Origin of the sequence: Pelagibacterium lentulum (assembly GCF_003992625.1) — a bacterium.
GTDB lineage: Bacteria > Pseudomonadota > Alphaproteobacteria > Rhizobiales > Devosiaceae > Pelagibacterium > Pelagibacterium lentulum.
In genome coordinates this window covers 22,287-45,794 of record NZ_RZMW01000007.1, presented here as the reverse complement: position 1 = coordinate 45,794, position 23,508 = coordinate 22,287, and the positions used below count along the sequence as shown (strand labels likewise).

Genomic DNA, 23,508 nt, shown 5'->3' with positions numbered 1-23,508 from the left:
TTCCGGGCTTAATGCCCCTCGAGAACCGCTCGATCCGCAAAATAGATATGCAATTGATAAAGCGGCACCGGATGCGGCTCGATTCCATCTGGCATGAATTCAACATCGATATGCGTTATCGGCGGCGTTTCGATACCGGTATCCAGCCGCGTCCAGCTCATACCCTCCGCCAGATCGGCCTGATCGAACATATATTCGACGCAAACGACCCTCCCTTCAATCACGCAATAGATTGGACCGCCCGGAAGATTGGCCGGCACGGCCCAGTGCTCACCCATATGCGGGACATGCGGACTGATCTGGATCGCGCCAGGAGCGACCTCACTGACCAACGGCAGACTGGAGATGTCGTCTGTGGCATTTGCAGCAAGCGGTAAAATTGTAATAGCTGAAAGACCAGCAATAAATAGACGCTTCATGGTTATTCTCCGTCCATTCTGAAAAACAAAAACAAACCGAATAGCCGTCCATTCTGCATTGCACCATGCAGTATTTTTATTGCTCTACATTCTATCCTTAACTTTTAGACCTGGGAATAGGCTTAAATGCCCCCCGGCAGCCAAGCATTCGCGCAAGAAAAAGGCCGCCTGCGAACAGACGGCCTTTTCTGGAAAACTTTTAGAATTTCGCTTAGCGCGAATAAAATTCCACGACCAGGTTCGGCTCCATCTGGACCGGGTAAGGTACATCGCCCAGGGCCGGAACGCGCACATAGGTCGCGGTCATCTTGGAGTGATCGGCGTCGATGTAATCGGGCACGTCACGCTCTGCGAGCTGAACGGCCTCCAGCACGATTGTGAGCTGCTTGGAGCGCTCGCGGATGGAAACAACGTCGCCCGGCTTGCAGTTGTAGGACGGAATATTAACGCGCTTGCCATTGACCATAACGTGGCCGTGGTTGACGAACTGACGCGCTGCGAAAACGGTCGGCACGAACTTGGCGCGGTAAACGATCGCGTCCAGACGGCTTTCCAGAATGCCGATGAGGTTTTCACCGGTATCACCGCGGCGGCGGGCAGCCTCAGCATAAACGCGCTTGAATGCCTTTTCGGTGATCGAACCGTAATAGCCCTTCAGCTTCTGCTTTGCGCGGAGCTGAATGCCGAAATCCGAGAGCTTGCCCTTGCGGCGCTGGCCGTGCTGGCCCGGACCATAGGCACGTGCATTGAGCGGGCTCTTGGGGCGGCCCCAGATATTTTCGCCGAGGCGACGGTCGATCTTGTGCTTTTGCGTATGACGCTTTGACATCGCATGTCCTTTTTCATCAGAATTTTAAAGACTGCGCCCTCCTCTGCATTGCAAAATCGCTTCTGCAAGCTGACAGACCGTGCGAAAAAACGAAACCGGTTCAAGCCTTTGGCCCAACCGGTACGGCAAACCGACGGTCTCGGGTGCGCCCAACCAATCTTAAACGACCGATCAGGATGGCTGCTAGTTATTGCCCGAATGCCCGAAAGTCAAGCCAGGCCGTGCTTTTTTGCCCGGCGCTCGCGATCAAACACATAAAGCCCCGACGCCAGAATGATCGCCGTACCCACCCATGTCCAGAAGTCGGGGAAGTCGCCAAAGACGATATAGCCCAATGCCGTCGCCCCCACGATCTCAAGATACTGGAACGGCGCCAGGGTTGTCGCGGGCGTGCGGCGGAAGGCTTCGGTAATCAGGAAAAACGTCAGCCCGGACAAAAGCCCCATGCAAAACAGCATGAACCACGGGCCGGAAAGATCCAGTCCGTTGGTGAAACTGAAAAGATCGAGATCACCGAGCGACAACTGCATCACACCAAGAAATATCGCCGCAATAATCGCAAACCAGAACTGGATCGCAAGGGAATCGAGATGCTTTGAAAGCTGGCGCATGGTGATTGCATTGATCGCAAAGGCGAACGCGGCCAGCAGGGGCAGCAGGCTCGCCCATCCGAAAATGGACCAGCTTGGGCGGATAACGATAATGGCTCCGATAAGACCGACAGCCACCGCAATATAGCGCCGCCAGCCCGTCGGTTCACGCAGGATCAGTCCGGCCAGAACCGTAAGGATAAGCGGTTCGACGAAAAAGATCGCAATCGCCGTTGCAATCGGCATCACCGCAAACGCTCCGATCAACGCCGCAAGCGTCGTGGCCGAGGATACCCCGCCCACGATCAGAAGCCAGATCGGCGCTCCGGTCAGCTTCTTGCGCATCACGAGAACGGCGACTGTCAAAATACCGCCCTGCAGCAAAAATCGCCAGAACCCGATTTCCAGAGGCCCCATGATGTCGGTTAGAAGCTTGCTCAGCGTGTCGCCAATCGGGACGAGCAACATGGCCAACACCATCAAGGCAATACCACTTTCAGGGGCATGGGTCCTGATGGCTGGAGACGCGGATGAGGCAGGCATAGGATTCACTTGCAAACTGAAACGTTAGCCCTAGCACGCGAGCGGGTGCGGCTCAATTGGGGGCGGGATACGCACTGCAAATCACCTACAATCCCCCTCGCTCATTCCCCCTTCTTCACCCGAAAGGGATTTGGCCTCTCATGCCGCCGGTCCAGCGAAGCGATGATGCCGCGAAGCGTCCGCACCTCCTGCTGGTTGAAACCGGCGCGGGTAAACATCGACCGGATGTTGTTCATCATGCCCGGCCGCTTGCCTGGCGATTTGAAGAAATTGCTGCGATCAAGCGCATCGCCGAGTTGTTCGACCAGCCCCACCATCTCCTCTCCGGTTGCGGGCACACCCTTGTCCTCATCGAACGGCAGAGGTTCTCCGCTCAGCGCCGCGCGCCGCCATTCATAGGCGAGCACCAGCACCGCTTGCGCAATATTGAGCGAGGCAAAGGCAGGCTCGACAGGCAGCGTCACAATGGCATTGGCAAGCGAGACCTCCTCATTATTGAGACCCCAGCGCTCGCGCCCGAATAATATGCCCGCCTTATGCCCTGCGCCGATATGTGCGGTCATAGTGTCGGCAGCCACATCAGGCCCGATTACCGGTTTGAACATTTCCCGGCTGCGCGCGGTCGTCGCGTAAACCAGCGTCAGATCGGCAATCGCCTCGGCCAGCGTGTCAAAAACCTGAACGCGATCGATCACGTGATCGGCCTTGGCCGCCGCGGCAACCGCCTTGGGGTTGGGCCAGCCATCGCGCGGCGCGACCAGCCGCATATCCCAAAGCCCGAAATTGGCCATGGCCCGCGCCGCCGTGCCGATATTTTCGCCTAGCTGTGGCTCGACGAGAATGATCGCCGGGCTGGGGCGAAAGACAAACTCTTTTGACGTATCGGTTCCGGCCATCGGAATTCCTTTGGGCGCTTTAAAGACAGTGCGCGCCGGGATTACGCGGCAACGCCAAAACGATCAAGCCCGCCGCGCGATGTAGTATCCGATTAACACCAGCCCCGCGCCGCATCGTGCGACAATTGTTCTCCACGACATCAGAGGAGGAAGGCATGTCTGGCAAGAAAATTCTTATGCTTTGCGGCGATTTCGGCGAGGACTACGAAACGATGGTGCCGTTCCAGGCCCTGCTCGCAGTCGGGCATGAGGTCAGTGCCGTCTGCCCCGGCAAAAAGGCTGGCGACACGATCGCCACCTCGATCCACGACTTTGAAGGCGACCAGACCTACAGCGAAAAGCGCGGGCATAACTTCGCGCTCAACGCAACCTTCGACGCTATCGATGCATCAGCCTATGACGCACTGGTTATCCCCGGCGGTCGCGCGCCTGAATATCTGCGGCTCGACCCCAAGGTTATCGCGATGGTCAAACACTTTTTCGACGCCGACAAGCCCGTAGCTGCCGTCTGCCATGGCGCGCAGATACTCGCCGCCGCACGCGTTCTTGAGGGTCGCACCTGTTCGGCCTATCCGGCCTGCCGCCCGGAAGTCGAACTTGCTGGCGGAACATACGCGGATATCGCAATCGATGCGGCCGTGACTGACGGCAACCTCGTGACGGCGCCAGCCTGGCCTGCGCATCCGGCATGGATCGGGCAGTTCCTGACGGTTCTCGGCACGCGCATTTCACATGGGGCCAGTCAGGCATCTGCGGCAGCCTGAACCCGGCTCTAGAGGAGCGCGATCAAAGAAATCGCGCTTCTCACACCGCCGGTATGGAGGCATACTGGACGAAAGGGAGAAAGACCATGTGCAGATTGTTCATCGGCGCCGATCCCGAGCTCTGGGATGTCCAGACCCGGTCCATGCGCATAGACGGTGTATCAACCAGCGTCAGGCTGGAAAACTTCTTCTGGAGCGCGCTCGAGGAAATAGGCAAACGCGACGGCCTGTCCCTCGCCCAACTCATGACGCGGCTCTATAGCGAAGCCTTGGAAGAAGGGCACAACGTCGATAACTTCGCCTCGTTCCTGCGCGTGTGTTGCGGACGCTACCTCGCATTGCAGCTCGAAGGCGAGATACCGCTCGACAGCAATATCCCGATCCGGTCGCTGGATGCTGATACGATTCTCTCGCGCGAGCGCAACCGCAGAACAGCCAGCATAGCGCGTCTCTCTGCATGAACCAGGCACTCGAAGAACTGGCAGGCCGTGTCCGCGACTATCTATCGCTTAAAACGCCCACCGTCGAAAAGAAGATGTTCGGCGGCATCTGCTTCATGGCTCGCGGCAACATGGTGGCGGGCGTGATGAAAGAAGGCACCCTGCTCGCCCGCGTCGGCAAGGACGGCATGGCCGCTGCTCTCCTCCGCCCTGGGTGCCACGAGATGGACATGCAAGGCCGCAAAATGTCGGGCTTTGTCATCGTGGATGGCGATGTGCTGGAAGACGACGAAAACCTTGCCGAATGGCTGGACATATCCTACGCCTTCGCCTCAGCACTTCCTGCGAAATAGGCTGATCGCGATTGCATCGGCGCGCGCCGCGTGACAGCTTCTCATCATGGAAAAAACACTTATCGACGAATCCGCCTCATGCGCCTGTGGTACCGTCACCCTTTCGGCCAGGGGCCCGGTGCTATCGATGCTGCTCTGCGCTTGCCTTGATTGCCGCAAGGCGAGCGGAACGGCGCATTCGACGATCACTATAATGCAGGAAAAATCCGTTGCTATATCCGGGGAGACGAAAGGCTTCGCCCGCACGGCCAATTCCGGCGCAACAATCACACGCCATTTCTGCCCCCGCTGCGGCACGCCGCTTTTTGCCCGGACGAGCCGCGCGCCCGAAATCGTTCTGATCGCTACAGGCGTTTTCGACAATCCCGACTGGTTTACGCCCAACCAACTCATCTTCGCGCGCAGCCATCTCGATTGGGATCATTTGCCCGAAGCTATTGCCCGACACCAGACCTACCGGCCAAAGGATTGATCAAGATCATCTTGCTGCCCGAAATCGGGCGTTAGAAGGACTGCCGCAACCTTATTGTCGCGGACTGGTTGTAAACCCTGAGCGGGGGCCTATCTCCATAGGCGACCCCGACACGAAAAATTAAAAAATGAGGAAAATCCATGCTTTATGTCGATACTCCCACCCTGCCCGATTTCAAGGCCCTTAACGCAAAACGCGCCGACGCCTGCGTTTCGATCTATGTGCCCACAACCCCGGTCACGTCCGAAATCGAAAAGGCACGCATCAAGTTGGGCAATCTGGTCAAGGAAGGCATAGAGCAACTCCAAGCCAAAGGCTTCGATAAGCGCAGACTTGCGACACTTGGCGAGGCGCTGGACGATCTGCTCGAAGACGATGAGTTCTGGCGCGTTCAGGCCAATTCGCTTGCCGTGTTCGCCACACCGGATTCGGTGCGCACATATCGCCTGGCCAACAAACTGGAAGCCAATATCGAAGTTTCGGATCGCTTTCATCTCAAGCCGCTTTTGCGCGCCATCACCTTCCCCCACAGCGCCTTCGTTTTGGCACTCTCGGAAAACAACGTTCGCCTGATCGAAACATTCTCCGATCTCCCCCCGCAGATTATCCGCGTACCCGATTTGCCCAGTGACGCGGCCAGCGCACTAGGACGCTCGACACTCAATGACCGTTCCGCAAAGCGCAGGATCACAGGATCGGAGGGCCAGAAGGTCCGCCTGACCCAGTTTGCACGCATGGTCGATACTGCATTGCGTCCTGTTCTTTCGGGCCGCGAAACCCCGCTGATCATTGCTGCAACAGACCCGATGGCATCGATTTTTCGTTCGGTCTGCACCTATTCGCATCTGCTGCCCGACACCATCACGAGCACCAATGATCGCTCGACCGAGGGTGAAATCGCGCAGGCTGCCATTCCGGTTCTCGACAAGAGCTACGAAGCCGAACTGGCCGAGTTTGCCAAGCTCTTCAAGCAGCGCTCCAACGAAGGCCGCGCGATCTCCGACATTTCCGACGCTGCAAAGGCAGCCACGTTCGGCGCAATCGATACGCTCGTTGTTGACATCGATGAAGTGGTACATGGTGCCGTGGACGAAGAAACCGGCGCTGTCAGCTTCGACAAGGAAGAAACCGCTGCCAACTATGGCGTTGTCGATGAGATCATGGGACGGGCGCTCAACAATGGCGCGCGCGTCCTAGGTGCCCGCAAAAGCGATATTCCTGGCGGCAAGTCGCTCGCCGCAGTGCTGCGCTACGCACTCTGATCAGAGCCTACCGGTTGGGCATCCAGTGCCCAACCGGTACATGTTACACCCGGCTGAACACCAGCGACGCATTGACCCCGCCAAAGCCGAAGGAATTAGACAGCACATGCCGCAACGCCTTTTTCTTCGGCGTTTTCGGCACAAGGTCGAACCTGTCTGCATCAGGATCGGGATTTTCCAGATTGAGCGTTGCGGGCGTAATCTGATCGCGTAGTGCCATGACCGAAAACGCTGCCTCTATCGCTCCAGCCGCACCGAGCAGGTGCCCGGTCGACGATTTGGTCGAGGATATGGCAAGGCTTTTGCCCCGCGCGCCGAACACACCGGAAATGGCCGCGATTTCTGCCGCATCGCCCACCTCAGTCGAGGTGCTATGCGCGTTGATGTAATCCACCTCTTCCGGGGAAATATCCGCCATCCTGAGCGCATTGCGCATTGCCACCTGCGCCCCCAGGCCCTCGGGATGCCCTGCCGTGAGATGATAGGCATCGGCTGAAGTGCCATACCCCGAAACGATCGCCAGCGGCGTAGCTCCCCGCGCCCTCGCGTGGCTCAATTTTTCAATCACCAGAACCGCTGCCCCTTCGGACAAAACGAACCCTGCCCGTGCCGCATCGAAGGGCCGCGAGGCGGATTTGGGTTTATCGTTGAAGCTGGTGCAGAGTGCCCTGGCCGCGGCGAAACCGCCAATCGAAATCGGATCGACCGATCCCTCCGCGCCGCCCACTACAGCCACATCGGCCTCTCCCGTCAGGATCAACCGCAGCCCGTCACCTATCGCTTGAGCCGACGCGGCACAAGCAGTCACCGGTGTTCCGATAGGCCCGGTGAACCCATAGCGGATCGAGATCCATCCCGCTGCCAGGTTGGCGAGAAAAGCTGGCACGGTAAATGGTGAGAGTCGTCTGGGTCCCTTCTCGGCAATTGTCTGCGCGGTCTGCGCCATGATTGGAGAACCACCCACGCCCGATGCGATAATTGTCGCCGTCGCCGCCCGGTCTTTATCGCTCTGAGGCGTCCAACCTGCCTGTTCGAGCGCTTCGTGCGCCGCGCCAAGACCGTACTGGATGAATAGGTCCATCTTTTTGATGTCCTTCGGGTCGATGAAATCGGTTGGATCGAATCCGTTTTCATCCCGCGATTTGGGCGGCACCAGCCCGGCAATCTGCGAGCCATAGGCGCTCACATCGAACCGGTCATTTGGCACGATGCCGCTTTTGCCCGCCAGCAGCCGCTCCCAATTGATGTCGGCACCGACCCCAAGCGGACTAACCGCCCCCATGCCGGTGACGACAACCGGATCACTTCCATCTGATTTCAGCACTTAAAAACTCCTGTAGTGTATTTACACGACGAAAGGCAAATAGAGGCCCGCTCAAAGCGCCGACAGGCGCTTCAAACTGGCTAGGAAATCCTCAAGCGGTTGTTCGGCCAGCAACTTACGCAGTTCCGCCTGCGCCTTTCGCCATTCGGGCATGAGGGTTTCAAGCAGTTTAGCCCCCATCTGCGTGGTCGAGCACAATTTGCTGTTCCCGGTCGGACCATCGTTCAAAACGATCAGTTTCTTGGCCGCGAGCAAATCGAGATTGCGCGAGAGCGTGGTGCGGTCCATGGCCAACCCTTTGGCCATTTCCGTTATCGAATGCCCAGGCTTGCGCGCAATCGTCGCCAGAATCGAAAACTGCGCCGCCGTTACCCCGTAAGGACGCAATGCCCGATCATAGCGGCGCGTAATCGCGCGCGCCGCCATGCGCGTATTGAGAACCAGGCAGTCTTTGAATTCGTCGGTCACGCGCAAATCTATGCCGTGCATATACACGGCTGTCAAGTCATCTGCCCTCGCCGCACAGCACACCTCCATTCTCCCTCGAAGACCTTTGCGCTTTGCCCCACCAATGCTATAGGGGCGCCAGCCTTTCCTTCCGGCTCGCTCAGAGCCGGATATTTAATTGCGCGCCGAGGAGTGATTCATGAGCAAGATTAAAGTCGCCAATCCGGTCGTCGAACTCGACGGCGATGAGATGACCCGCATCATCTGGCAGGCGATCAAGGATAAACTGATCCACCCCTATCTCGATATCGATCTCGAATATTACGACCTCTCGGTTGAAAACCGGGATGCGACCGACGATCAGGTGACAATCGACTCGGCCAACGCAATCAAGAAGCACGGCGTCGGCGTCAAATGCGCCACCATCACGCCGGATGAAGCCCGCGTTGAAGAATTCGGCCTCAAGAAGATGTGGCGGTCGCCCAACGGCACCATCCGCAACATCCTTGGCGGCGTTATTTTCCGCGAGCCCATCATTTGCAAAAATGTACCACGCCTTGTTCCCGGCTGGACCCAGCCGATTATCGTCGGGCGTCATGCCTTCGGCGATCAGTACCGCGCGACCGACTTCAAATTTCCCGGCAAAGGCAAACTGACCATCAAGTTCGTGGGTGATGATGGACAGGAAATCGAACATGAAGTGTTCGATGCGCCGTCATCGGGCGTGGCCATGGCCATGTACAACCTCGATGACTCCATCCGGGATTTCGCACGCGCATCGCTCAACTACGCGCTTCAGCGTGGCGTGCCCTGCTATCTTTCGACCAAGAACACCATTCTGAAGGTCTATGATGGGCGCTTCAAGGACATCTTTGAGGAAGTTTTCCAGGCCGAATTCAAGGAAAAGTACGAGGCAGCAAAGATTTGGTACGAGCACCGGCTGATCGACGACATGGTTGCAGCAGCCCTTAAGTGGTCGGGCGGCTATGTCTGGGCCTGCAAAAACTATGATGGTGACGTGCAGTCCGACATCGTTGCGCAAGGTTTTGGCTCATTGGGCCTGATGACCTCCGTGCTGATGACACCGGATGGAAAGACAGTGGAAGCGGAAGCTGCTCATGGTACCGTGACCCGTCACTACCGCCAACACCAGCAGGGCAAGGAAACCTCAACCAATTCCACGGCCTCAATCTTTGCATGGACACGCGGTCTTGCCCATCGCGCAAAGCTCGATGACAACGCTGAACTGGCCAAGTTTGCAGCGACATTGGAAAAGGTTGTTGTCGACACTATCGAAGGCGGCCAGATGACCAAGGATCTGGCGCTTCTGGTTGGCCCCGATCAACCTTGGCTGACCACAATGGGCTTCCTCGACGCGGTCGATGCCAACCTGCAAAAGGCCATGGCATAACGCCAGGCCGCCTGAAAAGGCCGGCAAAAAGAGAGCCGCTCCCTCGGGGGCGGCTTTTTCGTGTGCTCTTTTTCACACAATGATACGTATTCTCGTGGATTTATGCCCGCCACATTGCTGCCGCGATTGACCTCCTGTCCAAATCGGATCAATCTTAACGCAAGCGTCAATCAATCATCCTTAACGATAGGTTATCAGGCGCGCGGGGTTAAAGGGACGGACTACTCAATACGTAGCCGGAGGAGAGCTAAATGAGTTTCAAACTGCACCGGGCAAGTGCGTTCACCGCCCTTGTAATCAGCGCATTGAGCGCAGGCACCGCCAATGCTGGCGGGCTTGAAGCCAATGGATATGACTGGGATTTACTTTTCGATCCTGATACATACGCGACCCGCGCCGTGGTCAGCTTTGTACATATCGATCAGGGCATCAACTTCGGTGGCTCGGAAGTCGCCAATTCCATTGATCGCATCTATTTCAATGTTGGCTTCAAAGCCGACCTAATGGAAAACACGTCCTGCCTTGCATCCGCGATGAACCCTTGGGGGTCCGGCACGGAGCGGGATGTTGCGTATGCTGCCTTAATGGGTAAGTCAGCAACCGAAGAACTACGTTCTCTTGATCTGGGCCTGACCTGCGCTTACGGCATTGAGGTCGGTCCCGGCATCGCCAGCGTTATTGGTGGCGTTTCAGCGCAATACCTCAAATACAATGCGGACATCCCGACCAGTCTGACCACTACCGCCCCGCTCTCGATTGACGGCTGGGGCGTCGGCTGGCGCGCTGGCGTTGCCTATGAAATTCCTGAATATGCGATGCGGGTCAGTGCAATCTATAACGCCGCGATTGACTATGAACTCGAAGGTACAGCCTTTGGTGCGCCAGCTTCTGCCGACGCTACCACGCCGCAGACCTTTGAAATCAAAGGCCAGACAGGTATTGCTCCGGGTTGGCTGGCATTGGCCTCCGTCAAATGGGTGAATTGGTCTATCTTGGACTCGCTTGACGTGGCGACAGCCGGCGGCACTCTGTCGTCCAACTTCCAGTATCGCGATGGCTGGGTCGTTTCGGGTGGCGTCGGACACCAGCTTACGCCGGATCTGACGGTTTTGGGTCGCGTAACCTGGGACCGGGGTACATCGACGCCTGTTTCCGGCAGTGTTCTGGAAACAGGATCGCAAACCGATCGCTGGGGTGTAACGCTTGGCGCAGCCTATGACGCGGCAGAAGGCGTTCAATTCAACGGCGGAATTTCGCTCAGCACGATAGGCTCTGGCTCAAATCTCGATGGAGAAAGCTGGGGCAACGGCACCGTTATGGCCATCAGCGGCGGCTTCAAGGGCACGTTCTGACGCAAGTGCCATATAGTGTGATGCAAAAAGGGGATTGGTCCATTGGATCGATCCCCTTTTCTATTGTCAGAGCGTGTCCAGCAAAGGCACGCCTCCAAGTTATTGTTAGTCGCGCTTCCGAGCCGAATAAGTGGTATCCACTTACTCTGAACACGCTCTAGAGGCCGGCCAGTTGCGCCTTGATTGCCGCAACCGCATCGGCAGCCTTGCTCCCATCCGGCCCACCGGCTTGCGCCATGTCGGGACGCCCGCCGCCGCCCTGCCCGCCCAAGGCGGCAGAGCCGGTGCGCACGAGATCGACCGCGCTATATTTTTCCGTCAAATCGGAACTGACGCCTACGGCGATACCTGCCTTGCCATCTTCGGTTGCACCCACGATGACCACAATACCGGACCCGAGCTGCTTTTTGCCCTGATCGACAAGTCCGCGCAGGTCCTTGGGCTGCAGCCCTTCGACCACTCGACCGAGAAAAGGCACGCCACTGATTGTTTCGCTGGCATCCCCATTGCTCGAAGCGCTGCCACCCATGGCGAGTTTTTGCCGCAAGTCAGAAACCTGCCGCTCAAGCTGACGCCGTTCATCGATCAACGCTTCGACACGCGATACGGCGTCACGCGGCGCAACCTTGAGCGCTGCGGCCACAGCGCGCAATTGTGCATCCTGATCGGCAAGATAAGCCCGCGCGCCATCGGCGGTCAGTGCTTCGACGCGGCGCACACCAGATGCAACAGAGCTTTCCTGAACGATCGTCACGAGGCCGATCTCTCCGGTGCGCCTCACATGCGTACCGCCACACAACTCCATAGAATAGGTTTTTCCGGCCTTCTCGCCTTCAAGCGCCGTTCCCATGGAGACCACACGCACTTCATCACCGTATTTTTCGCCAAACAGCGCCATGGCACCGGCGGCAACGGCGTCATCGACTGCCATCAGCCGTGTCTCAACCGGGCTATTTTGCAGCACAATGGCATTGGCCATGCGCTCGACTTCGGCAATTTCAGCGTCGCTCAAAGGCTTGGTGTGCGAAAAATCGAACCGCAACCGGTCGGGACCGACCATCGACCCCTTTTGCGCAACATGGCTGCCGAGAACCTCACAGAGCGCCTCATGCAACAGATGTGTGGCCGAGTGATTGGCACGGATCGCGGTGCGACGTCCGTGATCGACCTTCAGTGTAAGGGGAGTGCCGACCTCAAGCGCGCCCTTGCTCACCTTCACCTTATGGGCAAAAACGCCACCGGCCTGCTTTGTGACATCAAGCACCTCGACCTCGATACCATCGCCAATCATGATGCCCATGTCGCCGATCTGCCCGCCGCTTTCGGCATAAAATGGCGACTGGTTTAAAACCACAAAGCCTTCCTCGCCAGCGGTCAGCTTCCCAACCTCGGCGCCATCACGCACCAGCGCAACCACAGCCCCATCACTTTCCTCGCTTTCATAGCCAAGAAATTCAGTCGCACCGGCTTTATCGGCAACGGCAAACCAAACCGCGCTCGTTGCTGCGTCGCCAGAGCCCGACCAGTTCTTGCGCGCTTCTGCCTTCTGCTTGGCCATCGCTGCGTCAAACCCTGCCTGATCGACACCGATCTCACGCAGACGCAGAGCATCCTGGGTCAAATCCAAAGGAAAACCGTAGGTGTCATAAAGCTTGAACGCGGTCTCACCAGCAAGAACGTCACCCTTGCCCAATTCTGCTGTCTCTTCTTCGAGAATCTGCAAGCCGCGGCTGAGCGTTTTGAGAAAGCGCTCTTCCTCAAGGCGGATCGTTTCACCGATCATCGCCTCGCCCTGCACCAGTTCAGGATAGGCCTGCCCCATCTCGCGCACCAGCGACGGCACGAGCTTGAAAATGGTCGGTGCATTGGTCCCGAGCAATGTCGCATGGCGCATGGCCCGGCGCATGATGCGCCGCAGCACGTATCCACGCCCTTCGTTGGCCGGCAGAACACCTTCGGCAATCAGAAATGCCATCGAGCGTAAGTGGTCGGCGATCACCCGATAGGAGGCAACTGTCTCAGACGTCGGCGCCCGGCCGACAGCAGACGCAGCAGCATCGATCACATGCCGGAACATGTCGGTTTCAAAAACGCTATCGACGCCCTGCATAATCGAGGCCATGCGCTCAAGGCCCATGCCCGTATCGATCGAAGGGCGCGGCAGCGGTTCCTGCTCGCCATCGGCGGTCTGCTCATACTGCATGAAAACCAGGTTCCAGAACTCAAGGAACCGATCACCATCTTCTTCCGGCGTGCCCGGAGGACCACCCCAGACATGCTCGCCGCGATCGATGAAAATTTCCGAGCAGGGTCCGCAAGGTCCGGTATCGCCCATGCTCCAGAAATTGTCCGATGTCGGGATACGGATGATCTTGTCGTCGGCAAAGCCGGCAATCTTTTTCCAGTAATCGGCTGCTTCATCATCGGTGTGATAAACGGTGACCAGCAGCTTGTCCTTGGGCAGACCGAACTCCTTGGTGACCAGGTTCCAGGCCAATTCGATCGCGTTTTCCTTGAAGTAATCGCCGAAAGAAAAATTGCCGAGCATCTCGAAAAACGTCAGATGCCGGGCGGTAAAGCCGACATTATCGAGATCGTTGTGCTTGCCCCCGGCGCGCACGCATTTCTGCGAGGTCGTTGCGCGGCTGTAGGGACGCTTTTCCAAGCCGGTAAAGACATTCTTGAACTGGACCATTCCCGCATTGGTGAACATCAATGTCGGATCGTTGCGTGGAACCAGCGGGCTCGACGCCACTTGCTCGTGGCCGTGTTTCGTAAAGTATTCAAGAAAGGTCGAACGAATATCGTTTACGCTTGTCATATATCGAACCTGGAAACATTCACGAGCGGCGGTTGCGCTCAAAGACTACCGGAAATGCCTTCTATCTTGCCCGGCATCCAGTTGCAATCGTGCCGCGACCACCTTGGCGCCTTCATGAAACAAAAAAGCACCGGTCGCCCGGTGCCTTTCCATATCACTTGCACAATAGCGCGTGAAAACCAACAGATCAGTCTTCGCTCTCGGCAGCATCTTCGTCGCCACCGGCAATCATGAGATCGGTCGCCAACAAGCCCGCACTTTCCCGGACCCCATTTTCGATCTGCAGGCTGATCTCGGGATTATCCTTGAGGAACTGGCGCGAATTCTCTCGCCCCTGCCCCAGTCGCTGACTGTCATAGGAGAACCAGGCGCCTGACTTTTCAACAATGCCCGCCTTGACCCCCAGATCGAGCAATTCACCGGTCTTGGAAATACCCTCCCCATACATGATGTCGAATTCGACCTGACGGAACGGAGGAGCCAGCTTGTTCTTGACCACCTTCACACGGGTCTGGTTGCCGACGACTTCCTCGCGATCCTTGATCGCCCCAATCCGGCGGATATCGAGGCGCACCGAAGAATAGAACTTGAGCGCATTGCCACCGGTTGTGGTTTCAGGCGAGCCAAACATCACACCGATCTTCATGCGGATCTGGTTGATGAAGATCACCATACATTTCGAGCGGGAAATCGAGGCCGTAAGCTTACGCATGGCCTGACTCATCAACCGCGCCTGAAGGCCGGGCAGCGAGTCGCCCATCTCACCTTCAAGCTCGGCGCGCGGAGTGAGAGCGGCAACCGAGTCCACAACAAGAACATCGATCGCACCAGAGCGCACAAGCGTATCGGCGATTTCCAGCGCCTGTTCACCGGCATCGGGCTGGGAGATAAGCAACTCGTCGACATTGACACCGAGTTTGCGTGCATAGATAGGGTCAAGCGCATGCTCGGCATCGATAAAAGCGCAGATGCCGCCATTTTTCTGCGCTTCGGAAATCACATGCAGCGCGAGGGTCGTCTTGCCCGAGCTTTCCGGCCCGAAAATTTCGACAATGCGGCCACGCGGCAACCCGCCAATGCCAAGGGCAATATCAAGACCCAGCGAGCCGGTGGAAATCGACTCGACATTGACCGAGGTATTTTCCCCCAGTCGCATGATCGAGCCCTTGCCAAAGCTGCGTTCGATCTGTCCCAGAGCGGCCTCAAGTGCCTTGCCCTTATCCATAGAACCCCCGTCAACAACGCGAAGCTGACTTCCAGCCATATCTGTCTCCTTATTTCACCTTGGCCCGGTCAGCGCAACGCGCCTGTGACCCCTCAACACAAATTCTTTTGTTGCATATTTGTTCTCATTTTGTACGCCTTATGTCAAGAGACAAAATGAGAACATACAATGCTCTAAATCTGGGCGAAGTCGCGACGCTGTCATAAGATGCCAACTCGCGGGGAGAATCATATGATCGGAGTAAATATGGGCACACGCATAGCCATCGGTGTTGCGATTGGCGTGGTGATAGGCGTTGCTATAGACAACATCGGCGTTGGAATTGCGATTGGCGCTGCAATCGGCGGCGTCTTTGTCGCATTAGGCAGCAAACGCAATAAAGATTAAACGGCTCGTCGACAAATTCCGGCCAACACGATCAATCCTCCTCTGCCTGCTTGCCGGAGAGCACATCCTTGACCTTGGTGTTGATTTGGTCGAGCGAATAGGGCTTGGGCAGGAACTCGACGCTGCGATCATCCTCAAGGTCCCGGCGCACACTTTCCTCCGCATAGCCGGAAACAAAGATGACCTTGAGATCAGGATAACGCTGCCGCACGTGCTTTAGCAGTGCTGGCCCGTCCATTTCCGGCATCACAACGTCGGAAATCAGAAGGTCCAATTCGCCATCGATTTCGTCGAGCACTTCAAGTGCTTCTTCGCCTGATCCTGCTTCAAGCACCTCATAACCGGTCGCCGATAGCGCGCGCGCGGAGAACGCGCGAACACTTTCCTCGTCCTCAACGATGAGAATGCGCTCATGGCCCGTAAGGTCCTTGATCGGTGCTGCAACAGCCTTTTGCGGCGCCTCGACCTCGATCGGAATATGGCGCGGCAGGAACAGCCGGAACGTGGTACCGACACCCACCTCGGATTCAGGATAGATAAAGCCGCCAGTCTGCTTGATGATGCCGTAAACCATCGAGAGTCCGAGACCTGTCCCCTTGCCCAGTTCCTTGGTCGAAAAGAATGGCTCGAAAATCTTTTCCATGATCTCGGCGCTCATGCCGGTTCCTGTATCGGCAACCTCGATCAGAACGTAATCGGCAGGCGGCATGCCGCGATAGGTATAGGTTTCAGCCTCCCCGACATCAACATTGCGCGTGCGCAGGATAATCTGCCCGCCCTCGGGCATCGCATCGCGTGCGTTGACCACAAGGTTGATAATGACCTGCTCAAGCTGCACAAGATCGGCCCGAACCGGCCAAACCTCACGCGCATGCTCGACATCGAGCGAAACATGCTCGCCGATCAACCTCTTGAGCAGAACCGTAAGGTCATCGATATGCTGTGGGATATCGAGAACCTGCGGACGCAGCGTCTGGCGGCGTGAAAAGGCCAGCAACTGCCGCACCAGTCCGGCCGCCCGATTGGCACTCTGCTTGATCGACATGATATCGCCAAACGAAGGGTCCGAGGGCTTGTGCTTGATGAGCAGCAGATCAGAAAACCCGATAATGGCGGTCAAAACATTATTGAAGTCATGCGCCACGCCCCCGGCCAACTGACCGACTGCCTGCATTTTTTGCCCCTGTGCAAACTGCTCTTCCAAAAGCCGTTGCTCAGTCGTGTCCAGCGCATAGAGCACCATGGCTTCGTTGCTGTCCTCGGAGCGCTCCACCCCGGAAATATACATCCGAACGTTACGCTGCTGCTCGCCGCGCACATTGGCATCGACCGGTGCGATTTCGGAGCGATGCGCATTGGCCTCCTCAAACGCTTTCGCCAGTTTGGCGCGACTGTCCTCGCCAATCAGCGATGCAATATCGAGGCCCTCAATACCACGCTCGCCGGTCGAAAGACCGAAAATCCGGGTAAAGGGCGCGTTGGTGCGGACGACCTTCCCCTCCCGGTCCAGCGCAGCGATCGCCACCGGTGTATTGTTGAAAAACCGCGAAAAGCGGACTTCGGCCGCGCGCAAGGCTTCATTGCCATCGCCAGCACGGGAGCGATCGAGCACCAGCGTACGTGTTTCGCCCAACTCGCCTTCGGCAAGCCGGGCCGCCCGATGCAGCAAACGCACAGGAAAGCTCGTGCCGTCCTGACGCACGAGATCGAGATCGACGATCTCGGTTCGCACTGTTCCGTCCTGCCCACCACCGAGCAGCAACCCTGCCCCATCGCCTTGCACAATCTCGTTCAGATCGAGGTCGCCAGGCTCGAACGCCGCAAGATCGTAGCCGAGCCAATCGGCCAGCGTTGAATTGAGATACTGAATGCGCCCGCGCGAATTGGCCGAGAAAAATCCGGCCGGCGCATGATCGAGATAATCGATTGCCTTTTGCAATTCGGCGTAGAAATTTTCCTGACTTTCCTTGTCGCGGGAAATGTCCTCAACCGACCAGATGACGGAACGGCCGTTGTCGCCCTCAAATGCGGGCAAGGGGCGCACGCTCACGCGCTGCCATTTGGTGCCGCCATTGGGTTGGCCAATCCTGATATCCTCGACAACCGTACGCCCGTCACGCGCAGCGCGGGATAGACGATAAACCGCTTCACTGGCTTCGGGCTGACTGGCAAAAAGGCGCGGCACTCCGACCGGCATCCCTTTGGCAATGTCGCGGGAAAGGTCGGCATAAGCGGCATTGGCATAGACGATCTTGCCATCCCGGTCGGTAACCACCGCGCCATAGGGCAGGCTATCCACGATCGCGCGCGAAACAGTGCGTTTGTCTTCCCCGCCAACGAAACGGAAAAGGCCCGCCGCAAGGGCAAAAAGGGAGAAGACCCCAAAAACCGCCAGAATGCCGAGAAAAAGCAGAATCATGTCAGAAGGTACGGCATCGCCCATCAGCGAAAACCCAACGGCAACCCCGATAAAGACCAGCGCCAGCAGCAGAACGCGCCACACAGCCGTGCCACTGGACGGGCGCGCAACCACCGGCTCGGGGTAGCTGTCCTCATGCACAGGGGCCACTGCCATTGCTCTTCATGTCCTTTGTATTCAAGGTCCGGTGCTTACCGAATCGTAGTTTCTATTGGTAGCAAAACCGGCTTTGCCTTGGGTAGTGCGGATTAAACGGGACTAACAGTTCACGATCCTAGAGCCTGTCCAGCAAAAGTGGAAACGGTTTTGCGGTTCGGACACGCGACAAAACAAAGACTTAGAACCGGGTTTTGATTCCATCAGAACCTGAACCGCTCTAAGGCGCATTGTCCGCTTAACGCCTGGTTGCTTTCCAACTCGTTTTTTGACGCAAACGCATGACATAGCCAATAACCTGGGCGACAGCCTTGAAGTGTTCGGCTGGAATTTGGTCACCGACCTCGGTGCCTGCATAAAGCGCACGCGCCAGCGGCGGATTTTCGATGATGGGTACTTCATGCTCGCCGGCCAACTCCCGGATACGCAGGGCCAGTGCGTCGACGCCCTTGGCAACCACTTCAGGTGCCGCCATCTCCCGATCATACTTCAAAGCAACGGCAAAGTGGGTCGGATTCGTTATGATGACCGTGGCATCGGGAACAGCAGCCATCATGCGACGACGGCTGCGCTCAAGGCGAATTTGACGGATGCGCGCCTTGATGTGCGGATCGCCTTCCATCTGCTTGTGCTCATCCTTGACTTCCTTGAGCGTCATCATCTGACGCTTCCACCACTTGTGGCGCATATACATAAAGTCGAGCAGCGCAACGATAGTGATCGTAATCAAGGTTACGACAAAGAGCTTGATGCCCAATTCCTGAAAGATCGCCAGGATCATCATCGGGTCGGCGGTCACCATCGTGTCCAGACGGTCACGCTCTGGCCACACAACGACAAACATCACGGTCGAAAAGACTACAAGCTTAAATAGCCCTTTGGCGAAATTGACCAGTGCTTCAGTCGAGAACAATCGTTTGAACCCAGAGATCGGCGAAACCTTCTTGAGTTTCGGCTTTATCGGATCGACCGAGAACACCAGCTTGTGCTGCACCATGTTGCCGGCAATTCCGCAAACGGCAAGCAGCGCCATGGGGATAAGGACCGCGCCCAGGACGGCAGTTGCAATCAGATAAAAAAACTGCCCGAAAGCATCCCCACCGACCTCGAACTTATCGGCATGCTCGATGACGCCTTTAAGGCTTTGCATGACCGATGCGCTCGTCGATGGCGCGATAAAGGCAAAAACCAGGGCCGAACCAAGGATCATGAACCAGGTCGTCACCTCCTGGCTCTTTGCAACGTCACCCTTCTTGTGCGCGTCTTCCAACCGCTTCAGGGTTGGCTCTTCGGTCTTTTCGCTCTGTTCGGGTTGATCGCTCACTTACGCCCTCCTAGCCCCTGAACATCGCGAACTGGCTTTCCAGATGCGTCATGTACCAGGTCATCATCAGGCCAAGCAGTGTGGCGAACAGGATGAGCCCGATAATGATATTGGCGGGCATCGCCATGAAGAACACCTGGATCTGCGGCATGAGGCGCCCGAGAATGCCAAGCCCGAGATAAAAGACCAGACCAAAGACCAAAAGCGGCGCAGCCATCTGCACACCAACCACAAATCCGCCCGCGATGATCCGGACAGCCATCTCTGCGGCATCGCCGAACATCAGCGGCGCATCGGGCGGAAAATAGAAATAGCTCTCATAAACTCCGGCCAGAAGCATATGGTGCATATCGGTGACAAAGATCAGCGTTACCCCGGTAAAGGCGAGGAAATTGCCCACGATCGCGCCTTGCACGCCGCCCTGTGTCGGATCGGCCGTCTGTGCCATCGAAAGCCCCATCTGATAGGCGATAACCGCCCCTGCTACCTGCGCGGCCACCAAAATGAGCCGGATCAGCCCGCCAATGATCAATCCCACCGCAAATTCATGGGCAACGGTTCCAACGACACCGGCAATCGTAGCAGGCGTCGCAGCGAGTTCAGGGGCAATCAGGGGATAAAGAACGAAGGAAAACGCCAGGGCAAAACCAAGCCTGATGCGAGCAGGTATCGTCTGCTCGCCAATGGCAGGCAGCAGCATCATAATGGTGCCGACACGGGCGAACAGCAGCAAAAAGTAATAGGCGACGTCCGGGCCCCACGAGACTGTCATGACACGGCCATTTCTAGCCGCCCATGATGATCATATCGACCACCCGATCCATATAGCTGCCCATGGTCGCGCCCATAAACGGCAGGGCAAACAACATGGTGATAAAGATCGCCACGATCTTGGGAACAAAGACCAGGGTCATTTCCTGAATCTGCGTAAGCGCCTGAAACAACGCGATAATGACGCCGACAGCCAGCCCGACAAGCATCATGGGGCTTGAGATCAGGATCAGCGTCCAAATCCCGTCGCGGGCGATATCCAGCGTTTCTGCACCACCCATGTTATGGCTCCTGCCAATCCCGAATCGAGGCTAGTCTAAACCCATTATTAACCGAATTGTTCGCGCAGACAGCGGCTCCCACCAGAAAATGCGAAACCGGCCGAACCCGGAACCCTGCACAAGGACTAGGGCACCAAAAGTTCGACCGGCCTAAAATCGGGGACCGACGCGCCAATGCCAGGGTCAGATCGGCATCCGCATGATTTCTTCGTAGGCTGAGATCACGCGATCGCGCACCGTCACCATGGTTTCCATGGCCACTTCGGTTTCTGCCAGCGCCGTAACCACGTCAACGACATTGGCATTGCCATTGACCATATCGAGGCTGACCTGATCGCTGACCTTACCCACCGCAGAAATACCTTCAAGCTGCTGGCTGAGAAGTTGTCCGAAATCGCCACCTGCGCCCGGCACTTCTCCGGCCACAGGCAACACATGTGCAGCTGGCTGCTCGGAAGCGAGTTTGGAAACGTTGCCGTAAGCCGCAACCGCTATATTGAATGGAGTTGACATCTTCTATTGCCCCTAGCCGCGTAAAATATCGAGTGTGCGGCCCAGCATCTGGCGCGAAACCGTCACGACATTAAGATTTGCTTCGTAAGTACGCTGCGCTTCACGCATATCCATCGTTTCGATCAGCGTATTGACATTGGGATACTTGACATACCCGTTCTCGTCGGCAGCCGGATGGCCCGGCTCAAAGCGCGTATCGAAGGCGGACATGTCATAAGACAGCCGGCCGATCCGCACTTCGTGAGCATTGAGTTCCCTGTTGAGGGTCGCATGAAATGTCGGAATGCGGCGCCGGTACGGATCTTCACCCGGCGTATTACCCGCCGAATCCGCGTTGGCCATATTCTCGGCAATCACCCGCATGCGCGCTGTCTGCGCATTAAGCCCGCTGCCCGCAATTTTGATTGACGTCATAAAATCGTTCATAGGCCCTTCCTTGCCACCTCAGCATCGTGTGGCCTTCATGTTCTTGCCGCAATGCAGGGAACTACCGTGCGATCAACCTTGTTTTCCTAATGCGATACGAACCAAACGCATCGAGCGGGAGTAGAGAGTGGTCACAGCCTGGTAATCCATCTGGTTGGTCGTGACCTTCATCATTTCCTCTTCCAGCGTGACCCCGTTACCCTTGGGCGTGACTTCGAAATTATTCATCCGTTTCGCCCCGTAGGCGTCTGCCGCTGAGCCACCGACGGAAAAATGTCGTGCATTTGTCGTCACGGTGCTGACACTGGCCCGTGATCGCGTTAGATGGTCGCTGAACGCATAAGGTTTCAGGTCTCGCCCCTCATAGCCGGGGGTCTCCGCATTTGCGACATTCTCGGCAAGTAGTGTTTGCCGGGTCTGATGCCACTGCATGCGATCACGCAGAGCAGTAAAGATTGGAAGATCGCCGATAGCCATTTAAGCGGGCCTTGAATTGATAAGCATTGCTGACCCGGCAAATGTTGCCCAGCGATGGTTAACGGGGTGTTAACAATACTTACCAAAGCCTCAAGATTTATCGCATTTTGGCACATTTCGGGGCTATGGTAGGCAAAATCTGCCTGCCGATTCCGCTGGAATAGGCAAATTTAATAAACGACTCAGGAGATGTGGGTGCAAACGATTACGAATCTGCTTGGCTTTGAGGCGACATATGTAACGATGATTCTCGCCTTGGGAATCGTGCTGGTTCTGATCGTCTTCGCTGTCTGGCTCATCAAGATGCTGGGTGAAGCCACGCGCTCAGTGGGTCGTGGACGCAACAAGCGCCTCTCCATTATCGACTCCGTTGCCATCGATCAGAAACGTCAGGCAATCATCATTCGCCGCGACGAGGTGGAGTATCTCATCGTGACCGGCGGGCCGAACGATCTGGTCGTCGACGCCGGCTTCCCAGCCCCGCCTTCCCTGCCGGCTCGTGCCCCGCGCCGTGGCCAGCCTCTCCCCGGCACACAGCCTATTGCATCGGCAGCACCGGCCGGAACCGAGGAAGATGAGGACAAGGCCAACATCGCCCGGCTGCGCTCGGACAAGCCGCGCAAGGGATCGTCGCTGCGCCATACGGCACTTCTACGCTCTATAAAGGATGACACTGACGAACTTGTCAGTGGAAAGTCCGACAATCGGCCCAATGAAGGTAACGACTCAGCTAAGAACGGCTTTGGTCCCAATAAAACCGGGGACCTGCAGGAAACCGCGCCGGATGCAGTTGAAACCGAATATGCCGACGAGGGCAAATCCCGATAACAATGGGGCTTCCGGTTCGCTTGTCGAGCCTTGGAACCTTCTGTTGCGCCTTGGCATATTGGTATCTCTGGCGCTTGCCTTTGCCATCATCCCCGATGTAGCAAGCGCGCAGGACATATCGATCGATTTTGGTGACGATACCGGGCTGACCGAACGCGCGATACAATTGATCGCGCTCGTCACCATACTGGCGCTCGCGCCGTCCATTCTCGTAATGGTAACGAGCTTCACGCGCATCGTGGTCGTGCTTTCCCTTTTGCGCACGGCCATCGGCCTGCAGACAGCACCACCAAACTCCGTGATGATTTCATTGGCGCTCTTTTTGACCGCCTTCATCATGGGACCAACGCTTCAGGCCAGTTACGATGCGGGTATCGCGCCCTTGATCGATGGGCAGGTGGAAATGTCCGAAGCCATTGAGCTTGCATCCGGGCCGGTTCACGAATTCATGCGCTTTCATGTGCGCGATCGCGACGTTCTGCTGTTTCTCGATCTGACAGAGACGCCCGTTCCCGACGAGCCGGAAGATCTCGAACTGCGGATATTGATCCCCGCCTTCATGATTTCGGAATTGCGAAGAGCGTTTGAGATCGGGTTTCTATTGTTCCTGCCCTTTGTCGTTATCGACATGGTGGTGGCATCGGTCCTTATGAGCATGGGCATGATGATGCTGCCGCCAGTCATCATTTCACTGCCCTTCAAGCTCATCTTCTTTGTGCTCGTGGACGGGTGGCACCTTGTTGCCGGATCGCTGATCCGAAGTTTCACCGGCTAGCTG

At 56.9% G+C, this 23,508-nt stretch carries 25 protein-coding genes; 10 read left to right on the top strand and 15 right to left on the bottom strand.

What is annotated here, in order from left to right; all coding sequences use genetic code 11:
• Nucleotides 1-8: 8 nt before the first annotated feature.
• The 4 genes from EO133_RS01485 to EO133_RS01470 form a co-directional block, all read right to left on the bottom strand.
• Nucleotides 9-419, bottom strand: a complete 411-nt coding sequence (locus EO133_RS01485; protein WP_206513447.1) for a hypothetical protein — start codon at nt 417-419, stop codon at nt 9-11.
• Nucleotides 420-630: 211 nt separating this feature from the next.
• Nucleotides 631-1,248: a 30S ribosomal protein S4 gene (rpsD, locus tag EO133_RS01480; protein ID WP_127070897.1), complete on the bottom strand. Its 618-nt coding sequence runs from the start codon at nt 1,246-1,248 to the stop codon at nt 631-633.
• 209 nt (nt 1,249-1,457) lie between these two features.
• Nucleotides 1,458-2,381: a DMT family transporter gene (locus EO133_RS01475; RefSeq protein ID WP_127070896.1), complete on the bottom strand. Its 924-nt coding sequence runs from the start codon at nt 2,379-2,381 to the stop codon at nt 1,458-1,460.
• Nucleotides 2,382-2,482: 101 nt separating this feature from the next.
• A complete protein-coding gene (locus EO133_RS01470; RefSeq protein ID WP_127070894.1) occupies nt 2,483-3,277 on the bottom strand; it encodes an RNA methyltransferase in 795 nt (264 codons plus the stop codon).
• Between the two features lie 155 nt (nt 3,278-3,432).
• Between EO133_RS01470 and EO133_RS01465 the strand changes: the two genes are divergently transcribed.
• From EO133_RS01465 to EO133_RS01445, 5 genes are all read left to right on the top strand, one after another.
• Nucleotides 3,433-4,041 (top strand): DJ-1/PfpI family protein, encoded by a 609-nt coding sequence (locus EO133_RS01465; protein ID WP_127070892.1) that lies wholly within the window; start codon nt 3,433-3,435, stop codon nt 4,039-4,041.
• Nucleotides 4,042-4,127: 86 nt separating this feature from the next.
• The gene (locus EO133_RS01460) at nt 4,128-4,502 is read left to right on the top strand and encodes a ribbon-helix-helix domain-containing protein (RefSeq protein WP_127070890.1); all 375 of its coding nucleotides are present in this window, start codon (nt 4,128-4,130) and stop codon (nt 4,500-4,502) included.
• The gene (locus tag EO133_RS01455) at nt 4,499-4,834 is read left to right on the top strand and encodes a TfoX/Sxy family protein (RefSeq protein WP_127070888.1); all 336 of its coding nucleotides are present in this window, start codon (nt 4,499-4,501) and stop codon (nt 4,832-4,834) included. Before EO133_RS01460 ends, EO133_RS01455 begins: the two co-directional genes overlap by 4 nt.
• A gap of 46 nt (nt 4,835-4,880) precedes the next feature.
• Nucleotides 4,881-5,306, top strand: coding sequence for a GFA family protein (locus EO133_RS01450; RefSeq protein ID WP_127070886.1), 426 nt, complete (start codon nt 4,881-4,883; stop codon nt 5,304-5,306).
• A 140-nt stretch (nt 5,307-5,446) separates the two neighbouring features.
• Nucleotides 5,447-6,568 (top strand): baeRF11 domain-containing protein, encoded by a 1,122-nt coding sequence (locus EO133_RS01445; protein WP_127070884.1) that lies wholly within the window; start codon nt 5,447-5,449, stop codon nt 6,566-6,568.
• A gap of 43 nt (nt 6,569-6,611) precedes the next feature.
• On the opposite strand, the gene fabF is transcribed toward EO133_RS01445, so the two are convergent.
• Together fabF and EO133_RS01435 are read right to left on the bottom strand one after the other, a co-directional pair.
• Nucleotides 6,612-7,892, bottom strand: a complete 1,281-nt coding sequence (gene fabF, locus EO133_RS01440; protein ID WP_371870915.1) for a beta-ketoacyl-ACP synthase II — start codon at nt 7,890-7,892, stop codon at nt 6,612-6,614.
• Nucleotides 7,893-7,943: 51 nt separating this feature from the next.
• A complete protein-coding gene (locus tag EO133_RS01435; RefSeq protein ID WP_244640726.1) occupies nt 7,944-8,387 on the bottom strand; it encodes a MarR family winged helix-turn-helix transcriptional regulator in 444 nt (147 codons plus the stop codon).
• Between the two features lie 151 nt (nt 8,388-8,538).
• Here EO133_RS01435 and EO133_RS01430 point away from each other — a divergent pair, with 151 nt between their 5' ends.
• Both EO133_RS01430 and EO133_RS01425 read left to right on the top strand, forming a co-directional pair.
• Nucleotides 8,539-9,750: an NADP-dependent isocitrate dehydrogenase gene (locus EO133_RS01430; protein ID WP_127070881.1), complete on the top strand. Its 1,212-nt coding sequence runs from the start codon at nt 8,539-8,541 to the stop codon at nt 9,748-9,750.
• A gap of 251 nt (nt 9,751-10,001) precedes the next feature.
• Nucleotides 10,002-11,102, top strand: coding sequence for an OmpP1/FadL family transporter (locus EO133_RS01425; RefSeq protein WP_127070879.1), 1,101 nt, complete (start codon nt 10,002-10,004; stop codon nt 11,100-11,102).
• A gap of 157 nt (nt 11,103-11,259) precedes the next feature.
• Here the strand turns inward: EO133_RS01425 and alaS are convergent, their stop codons facing one another.
• Both alaS and recA read right to left on the bottom strand, forming a co-directional pair.
• Nucleotides 11,260-13,923, bottom strand: a complete 2,664-nt coding sequence (gene alaS, locus EO133_RS01420; protein ID WP_127070877.1) for an alanine--tRNA ligase — start codon at nt 13,921-13,923, stop codon at nt 11,260-11,262.
• A gap of 187 nt (nt 13,924-14,110) precedes the next feature.
• Entirely contained in the window at nt 14,111-15,187 is a 1,077-nt protein-coding gene (gene recA / locus EO133_RS01415) for a recombinase RecA (RefSeq protein ID WP_127070875.1), read from the bottom strand.
• A 192-nt stretch (nt 15,188-15,379) separates the two neighbouring features.
• On the opposite strand from recA, the gene EO133_RS20115 reads away from it, so the two are divergent.
• Complete coding sequence (locus tag EO133_RS20115; RefSeq protein WP_164734830.1) at nt 15,380-15,535, top strand: glycine zipper domain-containing protein; 156 nt, start codon at nt 15,380-15,382, stop codon at nt 15,533-15,535.
• A gap of 31 nt (nt 15,536-15,566) precedes the next feature.
• On the opposite strand, the gene cckA is transcribed toward EO133_RS20115, so the two are convergent.
• The 7 genes from cckA to flgB all read right to left on the bottom strand — a co-directional run bounded on the left by cckA (nt 15,567) and on the right by flgB (nt 21,902).
• On the bottom strand, nt 15,567-18,110 hold the full coding sequence (gene cckA / locus EO133_RS01410) for a cell cycle histidine kinase CckA (RefSeq protein WP_127070873.1): 2,544 nt from the start codon (nt 18,108-18,110) through the stop codon (nt 15,567-15,569).
• A gap of 238 nt (nt 18,111-18,348) precedes the next feature.
• Complete coding sequence (gene flhB / locus EO133_RS01405) at nt 18,349-19,434, bottom strand: flagellar biosynthesis protein FlhB (protein WP_127070871.1); 1,086 nt, start codon at nt 19,432-19,434, stop codon at nt 18,349-18,351.
• A gap of 10 nt (nt 19,435-19,444) precedes the next feature.
• A complete protein-coding gene (gene fliR, locus EO133_RS01400; protein WP_127070870.1) occupies nt 19,445-20,206 on the bottom strand; it encodes a flagellar biosynthetic protein FliR in 762 nt (253 codons plus the stop codon).
• A gap of 13 nt (nt 20,207-20,219) precedes the next feature.
• Nucleotides 20,220-20,486, bottom strand: a complete 267-nt coding sequence (gene fliQ, locus EO133_RS01395) for a flagellar biosynthesis protein FliQ (protein ID WP_127070868.1) — start codon at nt 20,484-20,486, stop codon at nt 20,220-20,222.
• Between the two features lie 183 nt (nt 20,487-20,669).
• Complete coding sequence (gene fliE, locus EO133_RS01390; RefSeq protein ID WP_127070866.1) at nt 20,670-20,999, bottom strand: flagellar hook-basal body complex protein FliE; 330 nt, start codon at nt 20,997-20,999, stop codon at nt 20,670-20,672.
• Nucleotides 21,000-21,011: 12 nt separating this feature from the next.
• Complete coding sequence (gene flgC, locus EO133_RS01385; protein ID WP_127070864.1) at nt 21,012-21,425, bottom strand: flagellar basal body rod protein FlgC; 414 nt, start codon at nt 21,423-21,425, stop codon at nt 21,012-21,014.
• Nucleotides 21,426-21,497: 72 nt separating this feature from the next.
• Complete coding sequence (gene flgB, locus EO133_RS01380) at nt 21,498-21,902, bottom strand: flagellar basal body rod protein FlgB (RefSeq protein WP_127070862.1); 405 nt, start codon at nt 21,900-21,902, stop codon at nt 21,498-21,500.
• A 195-nt stretch (nt 21,903-22,097) separates the two neighbouring features.
• Here flgB and EO133_RS01375 point away from each other — a divergent pair, with 195 nt between their 5' ends.
• Nucleotides 22,098-22,730: a FliO/MopB family protein gene (locus tag EO133_RS01375; RefSeq protein WP_164734834.1), complete on the top strand. Its 633-nt coding sequence runs from the start codon at nt 22,098-22,100 to the stop codon at nt 22,728-22,730.
• Entirely contained in the window at nt 22,705-23,505 is an 801-nt protein-coding gene (fliP, locus tag EO133_RS01370) for a flagellar type III secretion system pore protein FliP (RefSeq protein ID WP_127070858.1), read from the top strand. Before EO133_RS01375 ends, fliP begins: the two co-directional genes overlap by 26 nt.
• Nucleotides 23,506-23,508 lie beyond the last annotated feature (3 nt).